Genomic DNA, 19,800 nt, shown 5'->3' on the forward strand with positions numbered 1-19,800 from the left:
TAGGTAAGGTAAGTTGATTATAATTCTAACTACCCAATATAGAAAGAGCGACCATTTTCATTGGCCGCTCTTTTTTTCATCCATAGCTTAACTAACGAAAAAAGTAGCTTTTGGTTGCAAGGTTTGATACAAAAGTTGATGTTCCTCATCATTTAAACGGATCAATGGCAAACGCAGATTGCCGGATACAATGTTATGCATTTCCAATGCTGCTTTCACCGGTGCAGGGCTTGGAGCCATGAACATGGCTTTCATGACGGGCAATAATTCCCGGTGTTGTTTGGCTGCCATTTGAATATGCCCTTGCGAGAAGTTCTGTATCATTTGCGACATGCCCTTTCCGACAATATGTGAAGCGACGGAAACAATTCCGCTACTCCCGACGGACATTAGCGGCAATGTTAAACTGTCGTCTCCGCCGTATAGTTTAAAACCGTCCTGGGCATTTTCAATAATGAAGGAAGCCGCGTCGGTGTCTCCGCTCGCTTCTTTGACGGCTTCGATGTTATCGATGTTGGATAAGCGGACGATCGTCTCCGGTGCTAAACTGACAGCGGTTCGGCCGGGTACATTATATAGCATGATCGGTAAATCCGTGCTGGCTGCAATGGTTTTAAAGTGTTGATACATCCCTTCTTGGGAAGGTTTGCTGTAATAAGGGGTAACGAGCATAATACCATCGACACCCGCCTTCTCAGCTGCTTGTGTAAGCGCGATCGAAGCACGGGTATCACTCGTCCCTGTTCCGGCAATAACAGGGATTCTTCCGTTCACTACTTTTACCGTATGCTTAAATAAGGACAATTTTTCCTCTTTGGATAACGTCGGTGATTCCCCTGTCGTCCCTGCAACAACGAGTGATTCCGTTCCATTCGCAATAAGATGGTTAATCAACTTCGTGACGTCGTGAAAATCAATCTCGCCGTTGTCATCAAAAGGCGTAACCATCGCTGTAACCAATCGTCCTACATTCATTTTTTACCACCCTCGTGTTGATATTTTTGAGTCTTTTCCATGAGGGGCTTTACACAATTTTAGTTTATGTGCATTTGGTCAGAAAGTGTAGGCGTCCATCCAGAAAAAAATGGACGTTCAATAAAAAACAGCAATGAGCGCTCTCATTGCTGCATGAACACTTCCTTATAACCAGAAGCACTTCATGCGTGAGATAGCCCTCCATATAGCATTTTGCTATATGACAGCCCTGCACTTGTTCAATGCAAGACCAGCCGAGAATGCGTGGAGTCATTCCTAGCTTCGGCAAATACCCCTTTTCGTAAACGCACCGGAATTCCACAGTCCCTGCGCATACGTACTGATGGTCTCTGCTCCTCTACTCCCACTTCAGAAGAAGCTGGATGTATTTATATATGTATGATATCAAATTTTTTTTGGAACTGCAACGGTTTATTTACACTTTTTGTGGATGAAATGTAATTTTTGGCCGTCATTAATTTCCGGATTTTAAACGCAAATAATCGGTTATCCTAATCGGTAAGAAAGGAGGAAGGTCTGTATGAAAAAGAAGTTCCTCGTCTTGGTGATGATTACAATATTCGTAACCAGCGGTTGTGTCCAGACGCAACATGAAACCGGGCATGCCAGACAAGATTACAACCCCGAACGTGAACTTGGCATAAATTTGCATGATCATCTCGGTCCCGCCTCCGATTTGTTGGTGCCAGATGACGGACCGGGAAATTTAACAGAAGAAGGAACGCAGAATATCGATAGCCAACGGGATTACGGTTGGCATGAAAACCGTGCCAACGCCGTAAAAATTGGCCGAGTGAACGATCACCCGCGTTTAAATGATGACGCTGAAAGTCTTCGTGACCAAGTACAGGAGATTAATCAACAATACGAAGGGGAACAAGAAGACCTTATCACCATTAAAGAAAAAATTGAAATGCTTGAACCTGTGTCCAATGTTTATGCCATTTCGCACGACGGCCGTCTATATATAGGTATCGAAGGTGCCTCGGTGGATGATGAACAATTGGGACGGGCAATCTCATCCCTCGTCAGCGAAGAAGATATTGTATGGCATACGGATCGTAGAGCTGTGAACCGTATTCGTGCGGCGGAGAAAACGATGGATCCCAATGGTGAATTTGGCGCGCATGACTGGCTTGAGAACGTCGAGTATGAATTACAAAAATTAGGGGACGACTGGACGCATTAACACTCGCGTCCCTTTTCATTTTAACGTTTTGCCGAGAAGTCCTCTTCAAAGTTTGACTACAGGTGCGGGACTGTTTTAGACCGCGACTAATGCGGCCATCAATATTGAAAAAAAGTTGGACTGGATCTTGGGTTTGTGTCCAACTGTATAAATCGATTGTTTCGACTGTAGGGCAAGGTCCTGTCCGAGTAGTATAAAACAAATTCCTGGGAGAGATGTAAGCAAAGCCATCGTCTATGAAAAGGGAAGCTCCATCAAAATCTTTGATTTGGGTGGAGAGGTTCCCATCACGCGCAAAGCCTTTTCTTCAATATTAATTTTTATCGGCGTTTGTCCGATAATTTCACCGTCCCCGTGCACAATCATGGCCGATGAGGAAGAAATTTCAATTTGCTTTCCCGTAAGCATTTTGATGGATGGATGGCTTATATGTTTTCCTTTAAATACGCCGGGGAATGTTCGGATAAATTGGAGCTTCGACATTCCGTGAACGACACAGAGCTCGAAATAACCATCGTTCCCGTTTGCATTCGGACAAATGGCCATTCCACCTGCATAATAGGGGAAATTTGCAACGGCAACCAGCCATACATCGGTCATTTCTTCCGTTTGATCATCGATTTTTATCGATATGTTGGCCGGTTTATAATTGAACAAAACTTTAAAAACACTGATGATGTAAGACATTCTTCCCAAGCGTAAAAACCTCATCCATTTTTTCGTTTTGGAAGCATTTACGGTTTGGGCCACTTTTCCGTCAAAACCGATTCCGATAACGGTAGCACAGCTTTTATCTCCGATTCGTCCAATATCAACCGTTCGCTCAGTTCCTGCCAAAATCGATTCGAATGCTTCTACTGTATTCATGGGAATGTTCAATGCTCTGGCAAAATCATTTCCCGAGCCGGCAGCGATGATCCCCATGGGGATATTTTTTGACGTTTTCAATCCGTTAATGACTTCATGAATGGTCCCATCTCCGCCAATGACAATGATAACCCCGTTTTTAATTTCTTTGCTGATCTCCGTGGCATGTAAAGGATAGCTTGTAAAAAAAACCCGATAATTCAATTGTTTATGAGCAAGAATTTTTTCAACGTCTTTCCAAATAGCCAAACCTCTCCCATTTCCCGAAACTTTATTGACGATAAAATGATACAAAACACTCGCCCCTTTCTAAAGGACTCACGGTTCATAGCGGGGAGCTCCTTCGTTATTTTCAGAAGAGTTTCCGGCCCGTTGTCCCTCTTTATCAGCAAGGTCTTTAATTTGGTCCATCACCAATTGTGCCAATGCATGGTTGCTTGTGTTTGGAAAATGACCCGGATTGATAGGTTTTCCGATCACAATGGTTACCGGGGCTCGCCATAATGTTTTATTTCCCCAAACAATCGCGACAGGCAAAATCGGCACAGAAGATTTCCGGCTTAAAAAAGCCACTCCTTTTTTGGGACGTACCGTTTCGCCTATTTTGCATCTTTTTCCTTCGGGAAATATTCCAAACCATTCTCCGCGCTCAATGACCTTTAAAGAATGGCGCACCGGCCGAATGACGATCCCGCTTTTACGGTCAATAGGAATGGCATGGAGCCGGCGTAAAAACCAATTGGCAAACGGATGGATGAATAATTCGCTTTTGGCCAAAAAATGAATCGGCTGCTTGAACATTCCGGATATAATAATTGGATCGACGATGCTATGGTGATTGGCGGCAATGATAAAAGATCCCTTCGGAATACGCTCTTGCCCGATCATGTTTATTTTATACAAACAATGCGAAACCATTATTCCAATCGATTTCAACAACCAATAAACCATGACTCCACACCCCGTTTACTGACTTCATCCCTTATTGTGCCTAAACTACTTCTTAAAAATACCGGAAAGCGTATACCAACTTCCCATGTGGTTAAAATAGGAAAGGTATTTCTTCCAAGCGTATGACGCCCGAACATGGAAGCCGATCGTGCTTTCGGTCGCCATGAAGAGCGTATGGCGCTCGACAGGGGAGGGTCCATCTGTCTAAAAACGATTAAGGAGGATTCATTGATGAAAAATTTCACGGTGGCCGGGAAGGCGGAAAGTCCATTTTTATCATGGTTGACTGAAGGGATGATCAATGAATTTGAAGCGGCCGGTTATCGTTATCATAATGAACCTGTGGATGCCATCAATTTGGTTTTCAACCTCATTGACCCCGAAAGTCCCCGTCATTATCGTAGAAACTCCCAGTCCACGTTTGTCGTTTCCATAGTTGAAAACGATGAAGAGCCGGAGAATGTTTTTAAAGCCGCTTACCCTTATTTGGTTCGGTCCCTCGCCAATCACTTGATTTTCATTTCCCATCATGCTGAAGACACAACCCTCTATTTTCTTACGCCCGAACAAGGTTTCTATAGCAAGTCTTACAACAGGGGAGAGGATACAGGCCTTTTTTTCCAACACATATTCGAAAGGCTGGAGCCGTTAGCTTCATCACAGCTCGTCATCGATAATGATTTTTACGAAGATTTGTTTGACGGGTTGGCAGAAGGAAATGAAGTGACTGAAAAAATGGCTTTAGGCGGAAAAAAATTGGATGACATGAATTTATTGCCCGCGCCTTTTCCGATTGAGGACTATTTGTCCTCGCGGGACTTGCGTCATTTGAAAAAATTGTATGGCATTGGCGGGTTGAGTTACGGAAATCTAAGCAGCCGTGAAACTAACGATCATTTCTGGATGAGCGCGAGCGGGATTGACAAGTCAAACATGAAAACAGTGGGAAGAGATATGCTTTATATCACCGGGTATGATTCGGAAAAAAATGCGATGAAAATCAGTATCCCTCCGAAAACAACGCCTAAAAGAGCCTCCGTAGACGCGATTGAGCATTGGATGATTTATAAAGAACACCCGGATGTAGGAGCGATCGTACATATCCATGCCTGGATGAACGGCGTCGAACCGACCCCTGTTAACTATCCTTGCGGGACGATCCAACTTGCAGAAACAGTGGCGGAATTGGTGCGTGAATCCACTGAACCATCCAGAGCGGTGATTGGCCTTAAAAATCATGGATTGACGATTACAGGAACGGATTTAGATGATATTTTTCATCGTATAGAAGGCCGTATCATTCCCCAAGTCCCGATGTCGTAAGGGAGGTTATATGAAACAGACACTTCAAAGCCTCATCGAAGTCGTTATCGAAGCATTAATGTGGTTGTTTGAATTTGAGTATGAAGAAGTGTTGGAACAGTGCAACATGCATCAAAAACAAATCAAATAAATGAAGGAGTAGAAACTGTATGGATGGAATTCATCCAATTGCTTTCGAATTGGGACCGATTCAAATTCATTGGTACGGAATTATTATTGTTGCCAGTGCTCTCGTTGGATTATATCTCGCCGTTCGAGAGAGCGAACGCCGTGGTCTTCCGAAAGACACTTTTGTCGATCTTCTGCTTATCGGGTTCCCTGTGTCCGTTCTTTTCGCCAGGGCCTATTATGTTTTTTTCAATTGGGAACGCTATGCAGACAATCCTTTAAGGGTATTCGCAGTTTGGGAAGGCGGACTGGCCATGCATGGGGTACTAATCGGGGCTGTGCTAACCCTGATTGTTTTTGCGTATGTCCATAGGCATTCCTTCTGGCAACTTGCAGACATTATGGCGCCCAGTTTGATTTTAGCGCAGGCGATCGGTCGCTGGGGGAACTTCATCAACCAGGAAGCCCATGGCGGCCCTGTTTCACGGGCATTTCTGGAAGGGCTATCGTTACCTGATTTTATCATTAATCAAATGTACATAAATGGCGCTTATTATCACCCGACGTTTTTGTATGAATCCTTGTGGAATTTCGCGGGATTTATCGGGTTGATGTTGTTGCGGCGGGTAAATTTACGTAGAGGGGAACTGTTTTTAACCTATCTTCTTTATTACTCGATCGGACGTTTCTTTATTGAAGCTTTAAGAACGGACAGTTTAATGCTTACGGAGCATTTACAGATGGCTCAAGTCGCTTCTTTGTCTCTTATCGTATTTGCAGTGGTTCTAATCATTTATCGCCGGAAAAAAGGGCATGCCGACGTTCGTTATCTAGATGATGGAAGCGGGGTGGCAAGCGCCGTAAAACGTTCATAATTAAAGATTCGGCCACAACCTGAGGTGGCCGAAAAAGGGGGGCATCAAGACACGACCCCAAAATCATCTACTTTCGCTTGATGCGTATACTCCATCGTCCGTAAATATTCCGTGAGGTTTTCTGTGTAACTGCGGGTGAGATCACAGGCTTCTTCGTTGCCATCCGCACATTCACTAATGTTTTTGTCGATGGCGTTCATTTCCAACAGGGAACCTAATGTAACATCCCTTAGATCATAAAACTCGGGTGGTGTTGGCTTTTCCGTAATTTCGTCTACCAAACCGGATAAACGTCCGACGGTCGCTTGTGTTTCAGATTCATCAAGCTCATCAACATACGTATAAAGGCCGAGAAGTTCCTCATGGAAAGTTGTTAAAAAAGCACTGTAATGATCACTATATTCTTTTATTTCGTCATAATTGCTCGTCGCGTTATGCAAATCTCTTCGATACAAGTCGTTAGGTTCATTGCCGTCGTTTGTCACATATTCCATCCTGGCAAGATCATCGTCCAGATCATCCGCATTCTCACTTCCGCAACCCGAAATCGCAAGCATGAGCAAAAGGATGACAAATGATCCTTTCATTAAACGCATATTTTTCATCCCCTTTCCTGTTGAATCCTCATCATTTAGTATGGGGTCAAATGAAAGCATCTATGCATGAAAGAATCCGGATGGGGTCACCCTGATTGATGAGGGAAATCATTTTTTAAGGAAACTTATCGCAAAATATCTTTAATCCAATTTGATTTTCGCTTATAATGGTGTGGAATACACGTCTGGGGGGCGCAGGGACACCATGCAGTCAGAAAAAATTTCCGTACCACTTACAGATGAACTATTCAGTGAAATCAAGCACTTATCCGAAAACGAACAGAACCAATTTTTCCATCAGTTGGTTCAACGCTATATTGAGCGAAGAAGAAAGGAACACCTCCGCGCTGACTTAAAGGAAGGGTATATTGAGATGGCAGAATTAAATCTGTCGATCGCAGAAAGCTTCGCTTACGCGGAATCGGAAGCGCTCCACAAATCAGAAACCAACAAGGAGCCAATCCAATATAACAAGGAGGTGAATGGATGACGTGAATAATTCGAATCAGTCTCAACATCCAACTGCAAAGAAAAGCGTTAAGCGAGGAGATGTTTTCTTTGCAGATTTATCTCCGGTTGTCGGGTCGGAACAAGGCGGTGTTCGGCCGGTCCTTATTATTCAAAACGATATTGGTAACCGCTTTAGCCCCACCGTCATTGTAGCGGCGATTACCGCACAAATTAAAAAGGCGAAATTGCCGACACACGTAGAAATCGACGCTGAAACGCATCGATTTGATCGCGACAGTGTCGTGCTTCTGGAACAAATCCGCACGATTGATAAACAACGTCTTACGGATAAAATTACGCATTTAGACGACGAGATGATGAAAAAGGTTAAACACGCATTGGAAATCAGCATCGGCCTTAGTGATTTATAACCATCCGTACATAATTAGGAAAACGCCAGCTCTCCCCCCGGGCTGGCGTTTTTATATGCATAACATTTCCAACGTTGGATAACCTAACCAAAAGCACCGTCATTTCAAAATAATATGTGATATTGTGTGAAAAAATGAAATAAAATCGCACAAATTTAACGTAAATATGGTACAATAACTAAAAGAGAGAGGGGGGAATGGCGGAGAACGCTGCAAGCTATGATAAAAAGAAAGATATTTTCCGCATCGTTCAAGATTGCCGTTGGATTTTGCATTATCTTATCAAGCTTCGTGAGTGGGTGGGCAACAACATCAGAGGGGGATCTGCCATCGAAAACAGCAGTGATTCTTCATGCCATTAACAATCAATTGGTTGTCCCCGATGAACAACTGACTCCGCCATCGTTTTTAACCGGAAACAATGCATCCGGAGGGACAGCATTCGATCACGAATCTTTAGAAATCCCCGTGAGCGACGGTGCTGTATTGCCAGGGCGCATGCACCGGCCCGCGGATGCTGAAGATGCCCCCATCATCGTTTACTACCATGGTGGCGCTTTTATGGAGGGATATGGGGATATCCATACGCATGATAATATCGTTCGTGCCCTCGCTTATCGTTCAAATGCCATTGTGATCAGCGTTGGGTACCGCCTGGCACCGGAGCATATTTTTCCGAAAGCCGTCGATGATTCCTATGATGCGCTTTTATGGGCGTATGAACAGGCTGAAGCGCTTGGCGGTTCAAAAGATAAAATGATTGTAGCCGGGGATAGTGCCGGCGGAAATCTTGCCACTGTCACAGCGATGAAAGCACGTAATGAAGGAGGGCCCGAATTGACAGCCCAGCTTCTCTATTATCCTTTAACGACGTTTCATGACCGACCTTTGGAAACCCGTGATAAATATGCAAGCGGCAATTATTTGCTTTCAAGATCGGTGATGGAAAAAGCGCGAGACACTTATACACCCGGGGAAGAAATGTGGGAAAATCCATACGTGTCCCCCCTTGACGAAGGAGTGGTCGGTGGGCTCCCACCCGCTTTTATTGCAACAGCTGAATTTGACCCGCTCAGAGATGAAGGTGAACTATACGCCAATAAACTCCATGAAGAAGAAGTGCCCGTGGAAGCCATTCGATACGAAGGTGTTATGCATGGGTTTTTATCCTTTTATGAGGTGCTGGCCACCGGCCGCCACGCGTTGGATGACAGCTTGGCATTTCTTGACCGTACCTTAAATGACAAACAAGTGGCCGGGGCGGGATTCCGAATCGTGGAAAGGGAACAGCCATCAGGTTTTGAAAGACTAAGAGAGGAAACAGAAGCCCATATGGGGGCCGTGTACCTTCTTGGGTTACACGTCCAACGCCAGTTCAATCAATGGGTGGAAACCTCGTTATTGGCTGATTCCGAAGATGAATGATGAAAAGAAACTTATCCTGAATCACATATGAGTGGTTCAGGATTGATTTTTGGTTATATATAATCATCAGATAGTCTGTACCTTTATTTTGTCCAATTTATGTCCATATCCTTTTATATTCTCTGTTTTATTTTCATTATGACTGTGCTAAACTACTAAAGGATTGCCTAACATGGAGAAACAATCACGATGAAAAGGGGGGTCCCTAATGTTGGCGGGACAAAAACAACGACTACAGACATTTGCCGAACGGCGTCGTAGGTTAAATGTCCATGAACGAATACGGGAAAATGAAAATCTTGCAACTCTTGAGAGGGAGATGCCCCGATTTATTAATATGACGATGCCGATTTTTTTATTGCGGCCGGAAATGGAACGGCAGCTCCATCAATTTTTACAGACAGTCGGTCAGAACCGGGTGCCTTCAAAGCTCTTTTTCAAAAAGAATGGCCGCGATCACGCGCTTTTTTATCATAAAGATCTTTTTGTCTTTATTAAGTATTTGCGGAAACAAGGGTTCGATTTAAAGGGCCATGAAGCATTGTTCGCTCATGTGCTTTTAAATCATTTGGCGATTATAAGCTTTCAGCATATGCAAAAGCGATATGGCTTGTTAACATTACGGGGGGACTCCCTTATAGATGTGTTCGATCGTTATTTGCATCTCGTTAATGAAACAAATTATTATCACATTGATCATTTGGAATACTTGCGGCAAAATTTGATCAGCAAACGCTTGGTGCCGGTAACGACGAGTCAAAATAAACTCAAGCGCCAACTGAAACAATATGAAAAAAATCATGAAGACCTGCAAATTCACAAGTTTGAAAAACGAATGGAAAATAATGTTAACTAAAAAGGCTCCCCGGAAAAATGGGGAGTCTTTTTTAATACCTTTCGTATTGCTTAATGAGCGACCGAGCCTAGTTTGGTATAGGGGCGGATTTAGCCTCATCCCACATCTAAAGAAGTGGGCTTTCTCGCTCTAAGTTCTGTAGTGGGCATTAAACACAATGCCTTGTCCATCAATTTCCGAGTATCGTACCCGTAATTCGTGAGAAAAACGAAAGGTTTGATCCATTTCGCTCCTCCCTTAAAAAATAATATGAGCGCATAAAACGATGATCGGCAAAGTAATGATGGTTCTCAACAAGAAAATCATAACCAGTTCCCAAAAGGTAATCGGAATTTTTGAGCCGAGAATCATCCCGCCGACTTCCGACATATAAATTAACTGGGTGATGGAGAGACAGCCGATAATGAAACGCGTCATTTCACTTTGGATATCCGCAGCGATTATAGCGGGGAGCAACATATCCGCGAATCCGATCAAAATCGTCTCCGATGCCGCTTGCGCTTCGGGCACTTGCATAAGTTCCAGAAGCGGGATGAATGGAAGGCCCAACCATTGAAAGACCGGTGTGTGTTCGGCAATGACGATCATAAATGTTCCAAGCGTTAAAACAATGGGAATAACGGCAAGCCACATCTCCAAGACATTCCTTATTCCGTTTCGTCCCGCTTCTTGTGCACTCGCGTGACGTGCACGTCCGAGCGCCCCGCCCCACGCTCGGGTGAGCGCCGTCTGACCGGGATTTTCGTTTTTTGTTTTTGGTTCCGCGCCCGGGTAGTGCTCTTCGCTTTTTCTTGAAAGCGGTGGGATGCGCGGCATGATGATCGCCGCGGCGAAACCGGCGATGATAATCGTGATGTAATAAGGAACGAACATATGGCTCAGCTCGAGGTATCCCAGAACGACGATGGTAAACGTAATGGACACGATATTAAAGGTTGTTCCCAACACGGCTGCTTCCCGTTTTGTATAAAACCCTTGTTCATACTGCTGGTTCGTTAATAATACGCCTATGGCAGCGTCCCCGAGCCATGAAGCCAAACTGTCGATGGAAGAACGGCCGGGCATCGTAAACAGCGGTCGCATAATGACATGCAACAATGCTCCTGCAAATTCCAGCAGGCCAAAGTTCATTAACAGCGGCAAAAAGACGCCGGCAAAAAGGAAGACGGTCAGCAAGAAGGAAGCCAAAGCGAGGATTTCTCCGCCCGTTGCATCTCCCCAAAACCATTCCGGTCCCCACTCAAAGAGAATGGCAACCGCGAATATAAACCCGATGATTCGGATGATGAACCATACGGGCGTAACTGAAAAAAGGGAATCAAAAAATGAACGGCGCATCCATTGCGGATAGAGATAACGATAGATGCCGGTTCCAATCACCGATACGCCGGTAATGGCCACGATCGTCTCCCCCAAAATCGGTGAAATCCATCCGTCAAGTGTTTCGGCCAACCAAGCGATTGGGATGGTGAGCTCCCCATCTACGGTGATCGGTGTAATAAATATAATGATACCGATGATGGAGGGGAGAAGAAATTTTAGCATGTGTGCACTGTTAAACTGTTTCTCAGACAATCAATCACTTCCAAATCAGAAAAGCATATTTTAATCGAATCCGTTGAGCTTACCCAGTGCTCCTTCAAGCTCTCGCAAGGTAGCGATCTCAACGTCCGGCACAATCGTAGTATCGGGTTCGACACCCTCGCGGTTCACCCAAATGGTTTTGATTTCGGAGCGATTGCCGCCAACAATGTCCGTATGCAAATTATCCCCGATCATGACGGTTTGATTCCGGTCGGCGCCAAGTTGCGTGAGAGCATGGTCAAAAATGGACGGATCAGGTTTTCCCACTCCGAACGTGCCGGAGATGACGATTCGGTCAAAGTGAGGAATAAGCGCTTTTGTCATTTGCAACTTTTTCAGTTGTAAACTGGGCGCGCCATTGGTTATGAGTGCAAGTTGGTAAGGAACGTTCATTTTTGTCAACACTTCAAATGTTTCTTCGTATACATAGGGAAGAGTTTCTCGATATTCAATGAAACGTCCGGACAGCTCCCTCGCCAACGAAAAATCTTCAATGCCAACTTTTTTCAATGCTTCCGTCCAAACCTCAAATTGATACATGCGGATGTTTGTCCCCATCTCCCGAAGCCGAACGTCGTGGATGTCATCAAACGTTCCCCATAACCCTTCAAACGGATTAATGCCGAGAGCGGTTGTTAACGGATAAAACGATTGCTTTTCGTAAAGGGAAGGTGCCACTTCCCGCACGGCTTCCATCAATCCGTTACTTTCAACGCCCGCTTGCCGCCAAGCTTCATTGCATGTCGCCAGCAAAGCTTCGGAAATGCTTTTTTTATCCCATAGTAATGTGTCATCCAAATCAAAAAGAAGTGTATGGATCATGTAAATCCACCCTTTCCAATTTTAAGTCTAATGATGTGAGTGAAATCTCCCCCGGGAGATTCCATCTTATTGTAGCATATAGGCAAACAATACCAATAGCAATTGTTGAGAATTCTTTTCCTGATAATGGAATTGTTGCTGTCGGATATTGGAGAAACGAAAAAATCCTGGACTTTTGCCAAGAATAGTGGCCTTTCTTTTGTATCCTTCTAGAGGGCATGTTAAAATAAATTTGTGAACACATGATGACTTTATGATTTGCATGAAAATGGGAAGCGTGTTTTGGGAAAATTTGTCGTATAAAGATGTGGTGCTCCCCAATTTTTCATGCACTAAAAGACAAGTGCAACGGGAGAGTGATGATGCCGGAGTCCGGTTACCTTAAAACGCACCTTAAAAAAAAAGACCGTCAATCCTTGAGAAGCAAACAAGTGTAGTTGGAGGTAGTAGCAGATGGACAGAAACGTTTCCAAGGCGGATAAGACTTGGGAAACATTTCACGGGCCTAACTTAGGTTACGTGATGGATATGTATGAGAAATATAAGAATGAGTCAGACGAAGTAGATTCAGACTTAAAAGAATGGTTTCAAACCTACGGAGCACCATCCGTGGAACCATTAAATGGACATGCAACGGCTGCATCGACGGAAGTATCCGCTTCTGCAATGCATAAAATAGGAAAAGCCATCAAATTGGCGGATAATATCCGTACCTTCGGCCATATTTTGGCAGACATGCACCCCCTTGAAACTCCTGGAGAGGAGTCTCCTCTTTTACAGCCCGAGGAACATGGTTTAGATGAAGAAGATCTGAGATCCATGCCTGCCGATATGCTGTGCAAAGATGCCCCAAGCTATGTAGAAGATGGATATGAAGCTATTCTACATTTAAAACAGATGTATACAAAGACCATCGCTTTTGAATTCGATCATGTATACGACTTGGAAGAACGACACTGGTTGAACCGTATGGTCGAGTCGGGAGATATTTATGAAGACTTATCGAACGAAAAACGACGGAACCTGCTTGAACGTTTAACGGCCACGGAGAAATTTGAACAGTTTTTGCATAAAAATTTTGTCGGGCAAAAACGCTTTTCCGTTGAGGGTCTTGATTCCATGGTTCCCATGCTTGAAGAGATGGTCCAGCATTTTACGCAAGAGGGCGCGAAACACGTCATGCTCGGAATGGCGCACCGCGGCCGCTTAAGCACGCTGGCACATGTGCTCGGAAAGCCATATAGCCTGATTTTTTCCGAATTTATGAATGCGCCCAACAGAGAAGTCTCTCCTTCCGAAGGTGCGTCCACGTTAAATTATGGATGGACCGGTGATGTGAAGTATCACTTAGGCGCAAATAGAAAATTTAATCAAGCATCTACCCATACAACGGTGAGCGTAGCCAACAACCCCAGCCACCTGGAATTTGTCAATCCTGTTGTTGCCGGATATGCACGCGCTGCTCAGGAAGATCGCGATAAAACCGGTTTTCCGGATGTTGAACTAAACAAAGCAGGCGCCATTCTTGTGCATGGAGATGCAGCATTCCCCGGCGAAGGCATCGTGGCTGAAACGTTGAATTTAAGCCGGTTGAAGGGATATCAAACCGGAGGGACACTCCATATCATCGCGAATAATTTACTAGGTTTCACGACTGAAAGCCACGATTCCAGATCAACAACTTACTCAAGTGACTTGGCTAAAGGATTTGAGATCCCCATTATCCATGTGAACGCCGATGATCCGGATGCGTGCATAGCAGCCGTCCATTTGGCTTGCGAGTACCGCAGCCGTTTCCATAAAGATTTTTTAATTGATTTAGTCGGTTATCGTCGTTACGGCCATAATGAGATGGATGAGCCGGCGGCTACACAGCCCCAACTGTACGATACGATTCGTTCCCACGAAACGGCAAGGGCCATCTACGCCGATAAGCTTCAACAAGAAGGGATCGTCGAAGAGGATCAACCAAAAGCCATGCAAGAGGAAGCCCAGGAAAAGTTGGAAAAAGAATATGAAAAGGTTTCCGGACGAAGCGCAACTCCCGGAAAAGCAGAACCCCCGGAAGTCATTGAAAAAGGCTTGCCCGACATTGACACCACCGTTGATTACGAGACACTTAAACAAATCAACGAAGAATTGCTGCAATTTCCGGAAGGATTCACGGTCTTTCCCAAGTTAAAACGCATTCTTAATCGAAGGGAAACAGCTTTTACCGAGGGGAAAATTGACTGGGGGCACGCAGAAGCCCTGGCTTTCGCATCCATTATTTCCGATGGCACACCGATCCGAATGACCGGTCAGGATTCGGAACGGGGAACATTTAACCATCGCCATCTCATCCTTCACGATGCAGAGACCGGGGATAACCATTCGCCTATGCATACATTATCGACGGCTAAAGCATCCTTCGCCCTTCATAATAGTCCTTTGTCGGAGGCTGCAGTCGTAGGGTTTGAGTATGGATACAACGTGCAAGCCCCGGACACTTTAGTGCTTTGGGAAGCGCAATACGGGGATTTCAACAACGCCGCCCAGGTTATCTATGACCAGTTCATATCTGCCGGAAGAGCAAAGTGGGGCCAAAAGTCAGGCATTGTGCTGTTATTGCCACATGGCCATGAAGGCGCGGGACCCGAGCATTCCAGCGCTCGTTTGGAACGCTTCTTATCTCTGGCCGCCGAAAATAACTGGAACGTCGTCAATGCCACCAACACGTCGCAGTATTTCCATTTGTTGCGTCGGCAAGCTGCTTCTTTGAACATGGATGAAGTAAGGCCGCTGGTATTGATGACACCGAAGAGCCTCCTTAGAAACCAAACGATTGCCGACACGAACGAAGCATTTACGGATGGGACATTTTCAGCCGTTATCGAAGATCCGAAAACCGCCGAGAACAATGATGACGACGTGGAAACGTTAATCTTTTGCAGTGGCAAAATTTCCATTGATCTCCATGAAAGCATCGACGAAAATGTCAATGTAGACCATTTGCATATCGTAAGAATCGAAGAATTGTATCCTTACCCGAAAGAAGACATTCAAGCGGTTCTGTCCAAATATAAAAATGTGAAACGGGCAAAATGGGTACAAGAAGAACCAAAAAACATGGGAGCCTGGGGCTACATCGAACCTTATCTTCGTGAAACGTTGCCCGAGAAACTTGACATCGAATATATCGGCCGCAGACGCCGTTCCAGCCCATCTGAAGGTGACCCTAATGTCCACAAACATGAACAGCAAAGAATTATCGACAAAGCGTTAGGCCTTAAAGAAGGGAGAAACTAGAATGGCAGAAATAAAAGTACCAGAGCTTGCGGAATCGATCACAGAAGGAACGATTGCCGAATGGTTGAAAAAACCGGGCGATTTTGTCGAAAAGGGAGAAGCGGTTGCCGAGCTGGAAACCGATAAAGTAAACGTAGAATTGAACGCAGAACAATCAGGAGTCCTACAAGAAATCATTAGCGAAGAAGGAGCAGACGTCTCCGTCGGAGACGTCGTTGCCACCCTGGATGAAAACGCTACGGAAGGAAGTAGCGGAACATCCGGAGAATCCGAAACAAAAGAAGAGGATTCCAAAGGCGAGAAAGAAGAAACGCAAGCGGATAAAAGGGAAGGCGACAACAAAGAAGCGAAAACCGAAACCGCTTCGCAGCAAGAAAGTTCCGAGACTGCGGAAGATGCGTCATCCGAGCATGTTGTTGCCTCTCCCGCTGCCCGCAAACTTGCACGGGAAAAAGGCATTAACCTTGACGATATCCCGGTTCGGGATCCGCTGGGTCGAGTGCGAAAAGAAGATGTTGAATCATATGAATCAAATAAAGCGGCACAAAAACAAACGTCCACACAAAAAAGCGCTTCTGAAAACGATGAAGAAAGCGATGAGTTCGGCGGAAAACCGGTGGAACGCGAACGCATGTCAAGACGCCGGCAAACGATTGCCAATCGTCTCGTAGACGTCCAACAGTCCACCGCTATGCTCACGACATTCAATGAAGTGGATATGTCTGCCATCATGGATTTAAGAAAACGAAAAAAAGAATCTTTCCAGGAGAAACACGATGGCACAAAACTGGGTATGATGTCTTTCTTTACGAAAGGTGTTATCGGTGCGCTTAAGCAATATCCGCTCCTGAATGCGGAAATCCAGGGCAAAGACATTATCAAAAAGAATTTCTACGATATCGGCATGGCTGTTTCCACCGATAACGGTCTCGTCGTACCCGTTGTGCGCGATGCCGACCGCTTAAGCTTTGCCGGCATCGAAGAAGAGGTTGGCAGACTCTCGAAGAAAGCCCGGGATAATAAATTAGGCTTGGATGATTTACAAGGAGGGACCTTCACCATCACGAACGGCGGTGTCTTCGGCTCCTTATTGTCCACTCCAATCTTGAACACACCGCAAGTCGGGATCCTCGGCATGCATACCATTCAATGGCGTCCGGTTGCCATTGATAAAGAACGAATGGAAAACAGACCGATGATGTATACCGCTCTATCGTATGACCACCGAATCGTCGATGGAAAAGAAGCCGTAAGCTTTCTCGTCACATTAAAACAGTTGCTTGAAGAGCCGGAAAATCTATTGTTGGAAGGATAGTCGATCGGATCGAAAAACGCCCTTGCGGGGGCGTTTTTTTTTCACATTAAGAATGTTTAACTTTGTTAAAGGACTAAAGTATAAGATAAACTAAGGCTTCCACTATAAAGACTTGGTGGAAGCCAAGTTTTTCTAAAGGGAAAAAGCACTCATTTCCCCCTTTATCGTTGCAAATATGAAAAATCTTAAAAAATGGGCTTGCAAAAATCAAGAATTATGATATTATATTGCTACCTGCAATACATCCCGCCAAGCGATATGAATTGTAGGTGTTCTTTTCTAAAGTCTCACATTTTAGTCGCATCCATACGGTGCACACGTCAATGGCAAACGCCTAATTTTTTGAGGAGGGATTGACATGCGTGTACAATCAAAAGCGCGTGAACTATGTGCGGCTATTCAAATGCGAGGCTGGTCTAACACTCAGCTTTCTCCGAATCAACATCAAGGATTTGTGCTGAATAGTCGAACGGGTTGTCGTTCCTGGAAGGGAACAAGATGGGGACTGATTTCCGAAAACACACCGGAGCGTCTCACGATCAGCGTTGATTTACCGAGCGGTCATTTTGAAATTGAAGCGGTGGCCGAAAAACTGGGATTGGATATTATTCCCGGAAAAGAAATGACGGATACCAGCGGTGTATTTTTGGAAAACAAATCGGACCGGGACACGTTGCACATATTCTTGTGTGAAGAAGAACTGAGCAATACTAAGTTCAACGATTCCGCGCTCGTTGATATGATCGGTGACATTCGACGATTAAATTGTCTATAATGAACGTCCCATGAGTTGGGAGAGGGCGCCCTCTCCCATAAAACAACCGGTCCGGGTACCGGTTGTTTTTTCATTCGCTGCCTTCCGGGTTTTTTTCTCAGGATACACATGATATAATAATGATAATTACTATCAATTAAAGGGAAAAAACGTTGCGCGTGATTGACGCGAACAACGCCTGGAGGGATCACCATGAGCAAAGCTCCTAAGCACTATTATTATCTTCGTTCACTAAACCATTCCATTGAACCGATTACATGGTCAAAAATAAAAGAAGATGGGTTCGATTTAACGATTAAACGTGAAGATGTTCCGTTTTTTATTTCTTTCTTTCGGGAATTAACCGACCTCTATGAAAACAAAGCTACCCGTGTTTCCGATTCGCACCGCATTTACATGGAGGAGCTTGCCTCTTTCTTCCGGGAACAAGCGCGGGAAATGTCCCAATGTACGTCTTTACAAAGCGAAACGAACGTTTACGTCATTCCGTTCAGCGATTTTGTTGCCGCGTTCATGTTGGCCGATGAAGCCTTCGAACGAATTTTTCAGGACAATGAAAAAATGGCGCATCATTTCGATAAAGTGTTGACGTATTACAAACGATTCAACTTAAAAGCAGACCCTATGAAAGCGCAGTTTATTTTGGATCACTTACCTGAACTTAGCTTTCATTATGAGTAACGACGACAGATGATGGGAGAGGCGTTTCATGCAACATTTGCAGTGGCAAAACCGGGCCCCGATAAAAACAATTACGTGTGTCCATGCAAACGCGGAAAAATACAAAGTGGACCGGGTGCTGACCCCCGGGAAAACATACGATGTGCAAAATGAAACCGATGAATTCTATTTCATCATTGATAACACCGGGATTATCGGGGGATTTAAAAAAGATTATTTTCGAGAGAAAGCCTAAACTTTTCGCCAAAAATGGCGGATGTTACAGACTTTCTTACATTATCAAACGGCTGCTTCGGCGGCCGTTTTAGCTTTTCATTGGCATCTTTTTCTCGATTGTGTTATGATAACGAAAACATATGTTCTTTATTTTCCTCTATGTTAGTATAAAGGGTGGCTTATTACATATGGATCACTACAGACGACGGGAACATGATGAACGAGATAAAGATCCCTTTGAAGAAAAGGATCATGATACGGGGGAAAGAGACGATGAGGACATCCCGCCGGAAGAGCCTCCGTTAGAGGATTTTTATCGCGAAGAAATAGAAGATGCAGGAACTGTAAAGAAAAAGAAAAGCAAGAGACGTTGGATGAAACTAGGCATCATTTTTGTATCTTTTTTATTGGTCATTCAAGGGACCACCTCCCTTATTCAACTTTTTCAACCTGATGTCGTGGATTTCCTGGCAACATCTTATGAGTTATCCCAAGATGAAGACGTGGCGGAGTGGCGGGAATCCGTCGTCACATTGGAAGTGGAAAAACCGGGCCAGACAACGCGGGGGACAGGTTTTTTTATTCATGAGGACGGGCTCATTGCTACGAACCGCCATGTGGTAGAGGATGCGTTGCAAACGGTTGTTACCTTGCACGACGGCTCCGCTTATGAAGCAACGCCCGTGAGCCAATCCGAGGATGTGGATTTGGCATTGATCCGGATCGAGGAAGATGTTGCTGTCGATCCGCTCCAACTGCAATCGGAAGAAGATGTTGAAGAAGGAACTTATATTACGATTATAGGAAATCCGCTTAATTTTAGCGGTATCGCCAACGAGGGCGAGATAATTGAAAGCGGCAACCCAACTGCCATTTCCGCACCCACTTATCGAGGAAACAGCGGCAGCCCTGCCATCAATGAGGAAGGAGACGTCGTCGGTGTCATTTTTGCGACAAGGCATCAGCCGAGAGGACAAGGAGGAAGTGTAGGGTTGATGGTTCCTGTGGGTGAAGTATGGCGACACATTCAAGAAATAGGAGAGGAAGGGTAA

19 protein-coding genes and 1 riboswitch are annotated in these 19,800 nt (G+C 44.9%); of the genes, 13 read left to right on the forward strand and 6 right to left on the reverse strand.

The genetic code is table 11. The features are described 5' to 3' along the window. Window positions 1-87: 87 nt before the first annotated feature. Complete coding sequence (gene dapA, locus HUG15_RS11295) at window positions 88-975, reverse strand: 4-hydroxy-tetrahydrodipicolinate synthase (protein WP_200128708.1); 888 nt, start codon at window positions 973-975, stop codon at window positions 88-90. 186 nt (window positions 976-1,161) lie between these two features. Beyond that, window positions 1,162-1,344, reverse strand: a riboswitch (Lysine riboswitch). A 172-nt stretch (window positions 1,345-1,516) separates the two neighbouring features. On the opposite strand from dapA, the gene HUG15_RS11300 reads away from it, so the two are divergent. After that, on the forward strand, window positions 1,517-2,185 hold the full coding sequence (locus tag HUG15_RS11300; RefSeq protein WP_200128709.1) for a YhcN/YlaJ family sporulation lipoprotein: 669 nt from the start codon (window positions 1,517-1,519) through the stop codon (window positions 2,183-2,185). A gap of 234 nt (window positions 2,186-2,419) precedes the next feature. On the opposite strand, the gene HUG15_RS11305 is transcribed toward HUG15_RS11300, so the two are convergent. After that, window positions 2,420-3,346: a diacylglycerol/lipid kinase family protein gene (locus tag HUG15_RS11305; protein ID WP_200128710.1), complete on the reverse strand. Its 927-nt coding sequence runs from the start codon at window positions 3,344-3,346 to the stop codon at window positions 2,420-2,422. Window positions 3,347-3,370: 24 nt separating this feature from the next. Beyond that, complete coding sequence (locus HUG15_RS11310; protein ID WP_200128711.1) at window positions 3,371-4,003, reverse strand: lysophospholipid acyltransferase family protein; 633 nt, start codon at window positions 4,001-4,003, stop codon at window positions 3,371-3,373. Window positions 4,004-4,234: 231 nt separating this feature from the next. Here HUG15_RS11310 and HUG15_RS11315 point away from each other — a divergent pair, with 231 nt between their 5' ends. Further along, window positions 4,235-5,326 carry a class II aldolase/adducin family protein gene (locus tag HUG15_RS11315; protein ID WP_200128712.1) on the forward strand — a complete coding sequence of 364 codons (1,092 nt, stop codon included), beginning with the start codon at window positions 4,235-4,237 and terminating at the stop codon, window positions 5,324-5,326. A gap of 149 nt (window positions 5,327-5,475) precedes the next feature. Beyond that, window positions 5,476-6,309, forward strand: coding sequence for a prolipoprotein diacylglyceryl transferase (gene lgt, locus HUG15_RS11320; protein WP_200128713.1), 834 nt, complete (start codon window positions 5,476-5,478; stop codon window positions 6,307-6,309). A 44-nt stretch (window positions 6,310-6,353) separates the two neighbouring features. Here lgt and HUG15_RS11325 read toward each other — a convergent pair whose 3' ends face one another. After that, window positions 6,354-6,905 (reverse strand): hypothetical protein, encoded by a 552-nt coding sequence (locus tag HUG15_RS11325; protein ID WP_211202378.1) that lies wholly within the window; start codon window positions 6,903-6,905, stop codon window positions 6,354-6,356. Between the two features lie 205 nt (window positions 6,906-7,110). On the opposite strand from HUG15_RS11325, the gene HUG15_RS11330 reads away from it, so the two are divergent. From HUG15_RS11330 to HUG15_RS11345, 4 genes are all read left to right on the forward strand, one after another. Beyond that, window positions 7,111-7,395 carry a hypothetical protein gene (locus tag HUG15_RS11330; protein WP_200128715.1) on the forward strand — a complete coding sequence of 95 codons (285 nt, stop codon included), beginning with the start codon at window positions 7,111-7,113 and terminating at the stop codon, window positions 7,393-7,395. Window position 7,396: 1 nt separating this feature from the next. Continuing rightward, complete coding sequence (locus HUG15_RS11335) at window positions 7,397-7,786, forward strand: type II toxin-antitoxin system PemK/MazF family toxin (protein ID WP_246516598.1); 390 nt, start codon at window positions 7,397-7,399, stop codon at window positions 7,784-7,786. Between the two features lie 219 nt (window positions 7,787-8,005). Continuing rightward, entirely contained in the window at window positions 8,006-9,211 is a 1,206-nt protein-coding gene (locus HUG15_RS11340; protein WP_200128717.1) for an alpha/beta hydrolase, read from the forward strand. Between the two features lie 208 nt (window positions 9,212-9,419). Then, window positions 9,420-10,067: a hypothetical protein gene (locus tag HUG15_RS11345; protein WP_200128718.1), complete on the forward strand. Its 648-nt coding sequence runs from the start codon at window positions 9,420-9,422 to the stop codon at window positions 10,065-10,067. Window positions 10,068-10,304: 237 nt separating this feature from the next. Here the strand turns inward: HUG15_RS11345 and HUG15_RS11350 are convergent, their stop codons facing one another. Together HUG15_RS11350 and HUG15_RS11355 are read right to left on the reverse strand one after the other, a co-directional pair. Next, on the reverse strand, window positions 10,305-11,612 hold the full coding sequence (locus tag HUG15_RS11350) for a YjiH family protein (protein ID WP_200128719.1): 1,308 nt from the start codon (window positions 11,610-11,612) through the stop codon (window positions 10,305-10,307). A gap of 60 nt (window positions 11,613-11,672) precedes the next feature. Continuing rightward, window positions 11,673-12,473: an HAD family hydrolase gene (locus tag HUG15_RS11355; RefSeq protein ID WP_200128720.1), complete on the reverse strand. Its 801-nt coding sequence runs from the start codon at window positions 12,471-12,473 to the stop codon at window positions 11,673-11,675. Between the two features lie 453 nt (window positions 12,474-12,926). Here HUG15_RS11355 and HUG15_RS11360 point away from each other — a divergent pair, with 453 nt between their 5' ends. The 6 genes from HUG15_RS11360 to HUG15_RS11385 all read left to right on the forward strand — a co-directional run bounded on the left by HUG15_RS11360 (window position 12,927) and on the right by HUG15_RS11385 (window position 19,800). Continuing rightward, window positions 12,927-15,761, forward strand: a complete 2,835-nt coding sequence (locus HUG15_RS11360; RefSeq protein ID WP_200128721.1) for a 2-oxoglutarate dehydrogenase E1 component — start codon at window positions 12,927-12,929, stop codon at window positions 15,759-15,761. Between the two features lies 1 nt (window position 15,762). Next, window positions 15,763-17,076, forward strand: coding sequence for a 2-oxoglutarate dehydrogenase complex dihydrolipoyllysine-residue succinyltransferase (gene odhB / locus HUG15_RS11365; RefSeq protein WP_200128722.1), 1,314 nt, complete (start codon window positions 15,763-15,765; stop codon window positions 17,074-17,076). Window positions 17,077-17,434: 358 nt separating this feature from the next. Further along, entirely contained in the window at window positions 17,435-17,851 is a 417-nt protein-coding gene (locus HUG15_RS11370; protein WP_200128723.1) for a hypothetical protein, read from the forward strand. A 192-nt stretch (window positions 17,852-18,043) separates the two neighbouring features. Next, complete coding sequence (locus HUG15_RS11375; protein ID WP_200128724.1) at window positions 18,044-18,532, forward strand: hypothetical protein; 489 nt, start codon at window positions 18,044-18,046, stop codon at window positions 18,530-18,532. Window positions 18,533-18,560: 28 nt separating this feature from the next. Continuing rightward, window positions 18,561-18,767, forward strand: coding sequence for a DUF6501 family protein (locus HUG15_RS11380; RefSeq protein ID WP_200128725.1), 207 nt, complete (start codon window positions 18,561-18,563; stop codon window positions 18,765-18,767). Window positions 18,768-18,936: 169 nt separating this feature from the next. Next, window positions 18,937-19,800 (forward strand): S1C family serine protease, encoded by an 864-nt coding sequence (locus HUG15_RS11385; protein WP_200128726.1) that lies wholly within the window; start codon window positions 18,937-18,939, stop codon window positions 19,798-19,800.

It is taken from the genome of Salicibibacter cibarius (genome assembly GCF_016495725.1).
GTDB classification, from domain to species: Bacteria; Bacillota; Bacilli; order Bacillales; family Marinococcaceae; genus Salicibibacter; species Salicibibacter cibarius.

Excerpts from the sequence above, each read along its gene's own strand:
- HUG15_RS11330 (WP_200128715.1), top strand. The coding sequence starts at position 7,111 with ATGCAGTCAGAAAAAATTTCCGTACCACTTACAGATGAACTATTCAGT.
- HUG15_RS11300 (WP_200128709.1), top strand. The coding sequence starts at position 1,517 with ATGAAAAAGAAGTTCCTCGTCTTGGTGATGATTACAATATTCGTAACC.
- HUG15_RS11370 (WP_200128723.1), top strand. The coding sequence starts at position 17,435 with ATGCGTGTACAATCAAAAGCGCGTGAACTATGTGCGGCTATTCAAATG.
- HUG15_RS11310 (WP_200128711.1), bottom strand. The coding sequence starts at position 4,003 with ATGGTTTATTGGTTGTTGAAATCGATTGGAATAATGGTTTCGCATTGT.
- lgt (WP_200128713.1), top strand. The coding sequence starts at position 5,476 with ATGGATGGAATTCATCCAATTGCTTTCGAATTGGGACCGATTCAAATT.
- HUG15_RS11385 (WP_200128726.1), top strand. The coding sequence starts at position 18,937 with ATGGATCACTACAGACGACGGGAACATGATGAACGAGATAAAGATCCC.
- HUG15_RS11340 (WP_200128717.1), top strand. The coding sequence starts at position 8,006 with ATGATAAAAAGAAAGATATTTTCCGCATCGTTCAAGATTGCCGTTGGA.
- HUG15_RS11350 (WP_200128719.1), bottom strand. The coding sequence starts at position 11,612 with ATGCTAAAATTTCTTCTCCCCTCCATCATCGGTATCATTATATTTATT.
- HUG15_RS11380 (WP_200128725.1), top strand. The coding sequence starts at position 18,561 with ATGCAACATTTGCAGTGGCAAAACCGGGCCCCGATAAAAACAATTACG.
- HUG15_RS11355 (WP_200128720.1), bottom strand. The coding sequence starts at position 12,473 with ATGATCCATACACTTCTTTTTGATTTGGATGACACATTACTATGGGAT.
- HUG15_RS11375 (WP_200128724.1), top strand. The coding sequence starts at position 18,044 with ATGAGCAAAGCTCCTAAGCACTATTATTATCTTCGTTCACTAAACCAT.
- HUG15_RS11315 (WP_200128712.1), top strand. The coding sequence starts at position 4,235 with ATGAAAAATTTCACGGTGGCCGGGAAGGCGGAAAGTCCATTTTTATCA.
- dapA (WP_200128708.1), bottom strand. The coding sequence starts at position 975 with ATGAATGTAGGACGATTGGTTACAGCGATGGTTACGCCTTTTGATGAC.
- HUG15_RS11345 (WP_200128718.1), top strand. The coding sequence starts at position 9,420 with ATGTTGGCGGGACAAAAACAACGACTACAGACATTTGCCGAACGGCGT.
- HUG15_RS11360 (WP_200128721.1), top strand. The coding sequence starts at position 12,927 with ATGGACAGAAACGTTTCCAAGGCGGATAAGACTTGGGAAACATTTCAC.
- odhB (WP_200128722.1), top strand. The coding sequence starts at position 15,763 with ATGGCAGAAATAAAAGTACCAGAGCTTGCGGAATCGATCACAGAAGGA.
- HUG15_RS11325 (WP_211202378.1), bottom strand. The coding sequence starts at position 6,905 with ATGCGTTTAATGAAAGGATCATTTGTCATCCTTTTGCTCATGCTTGCG.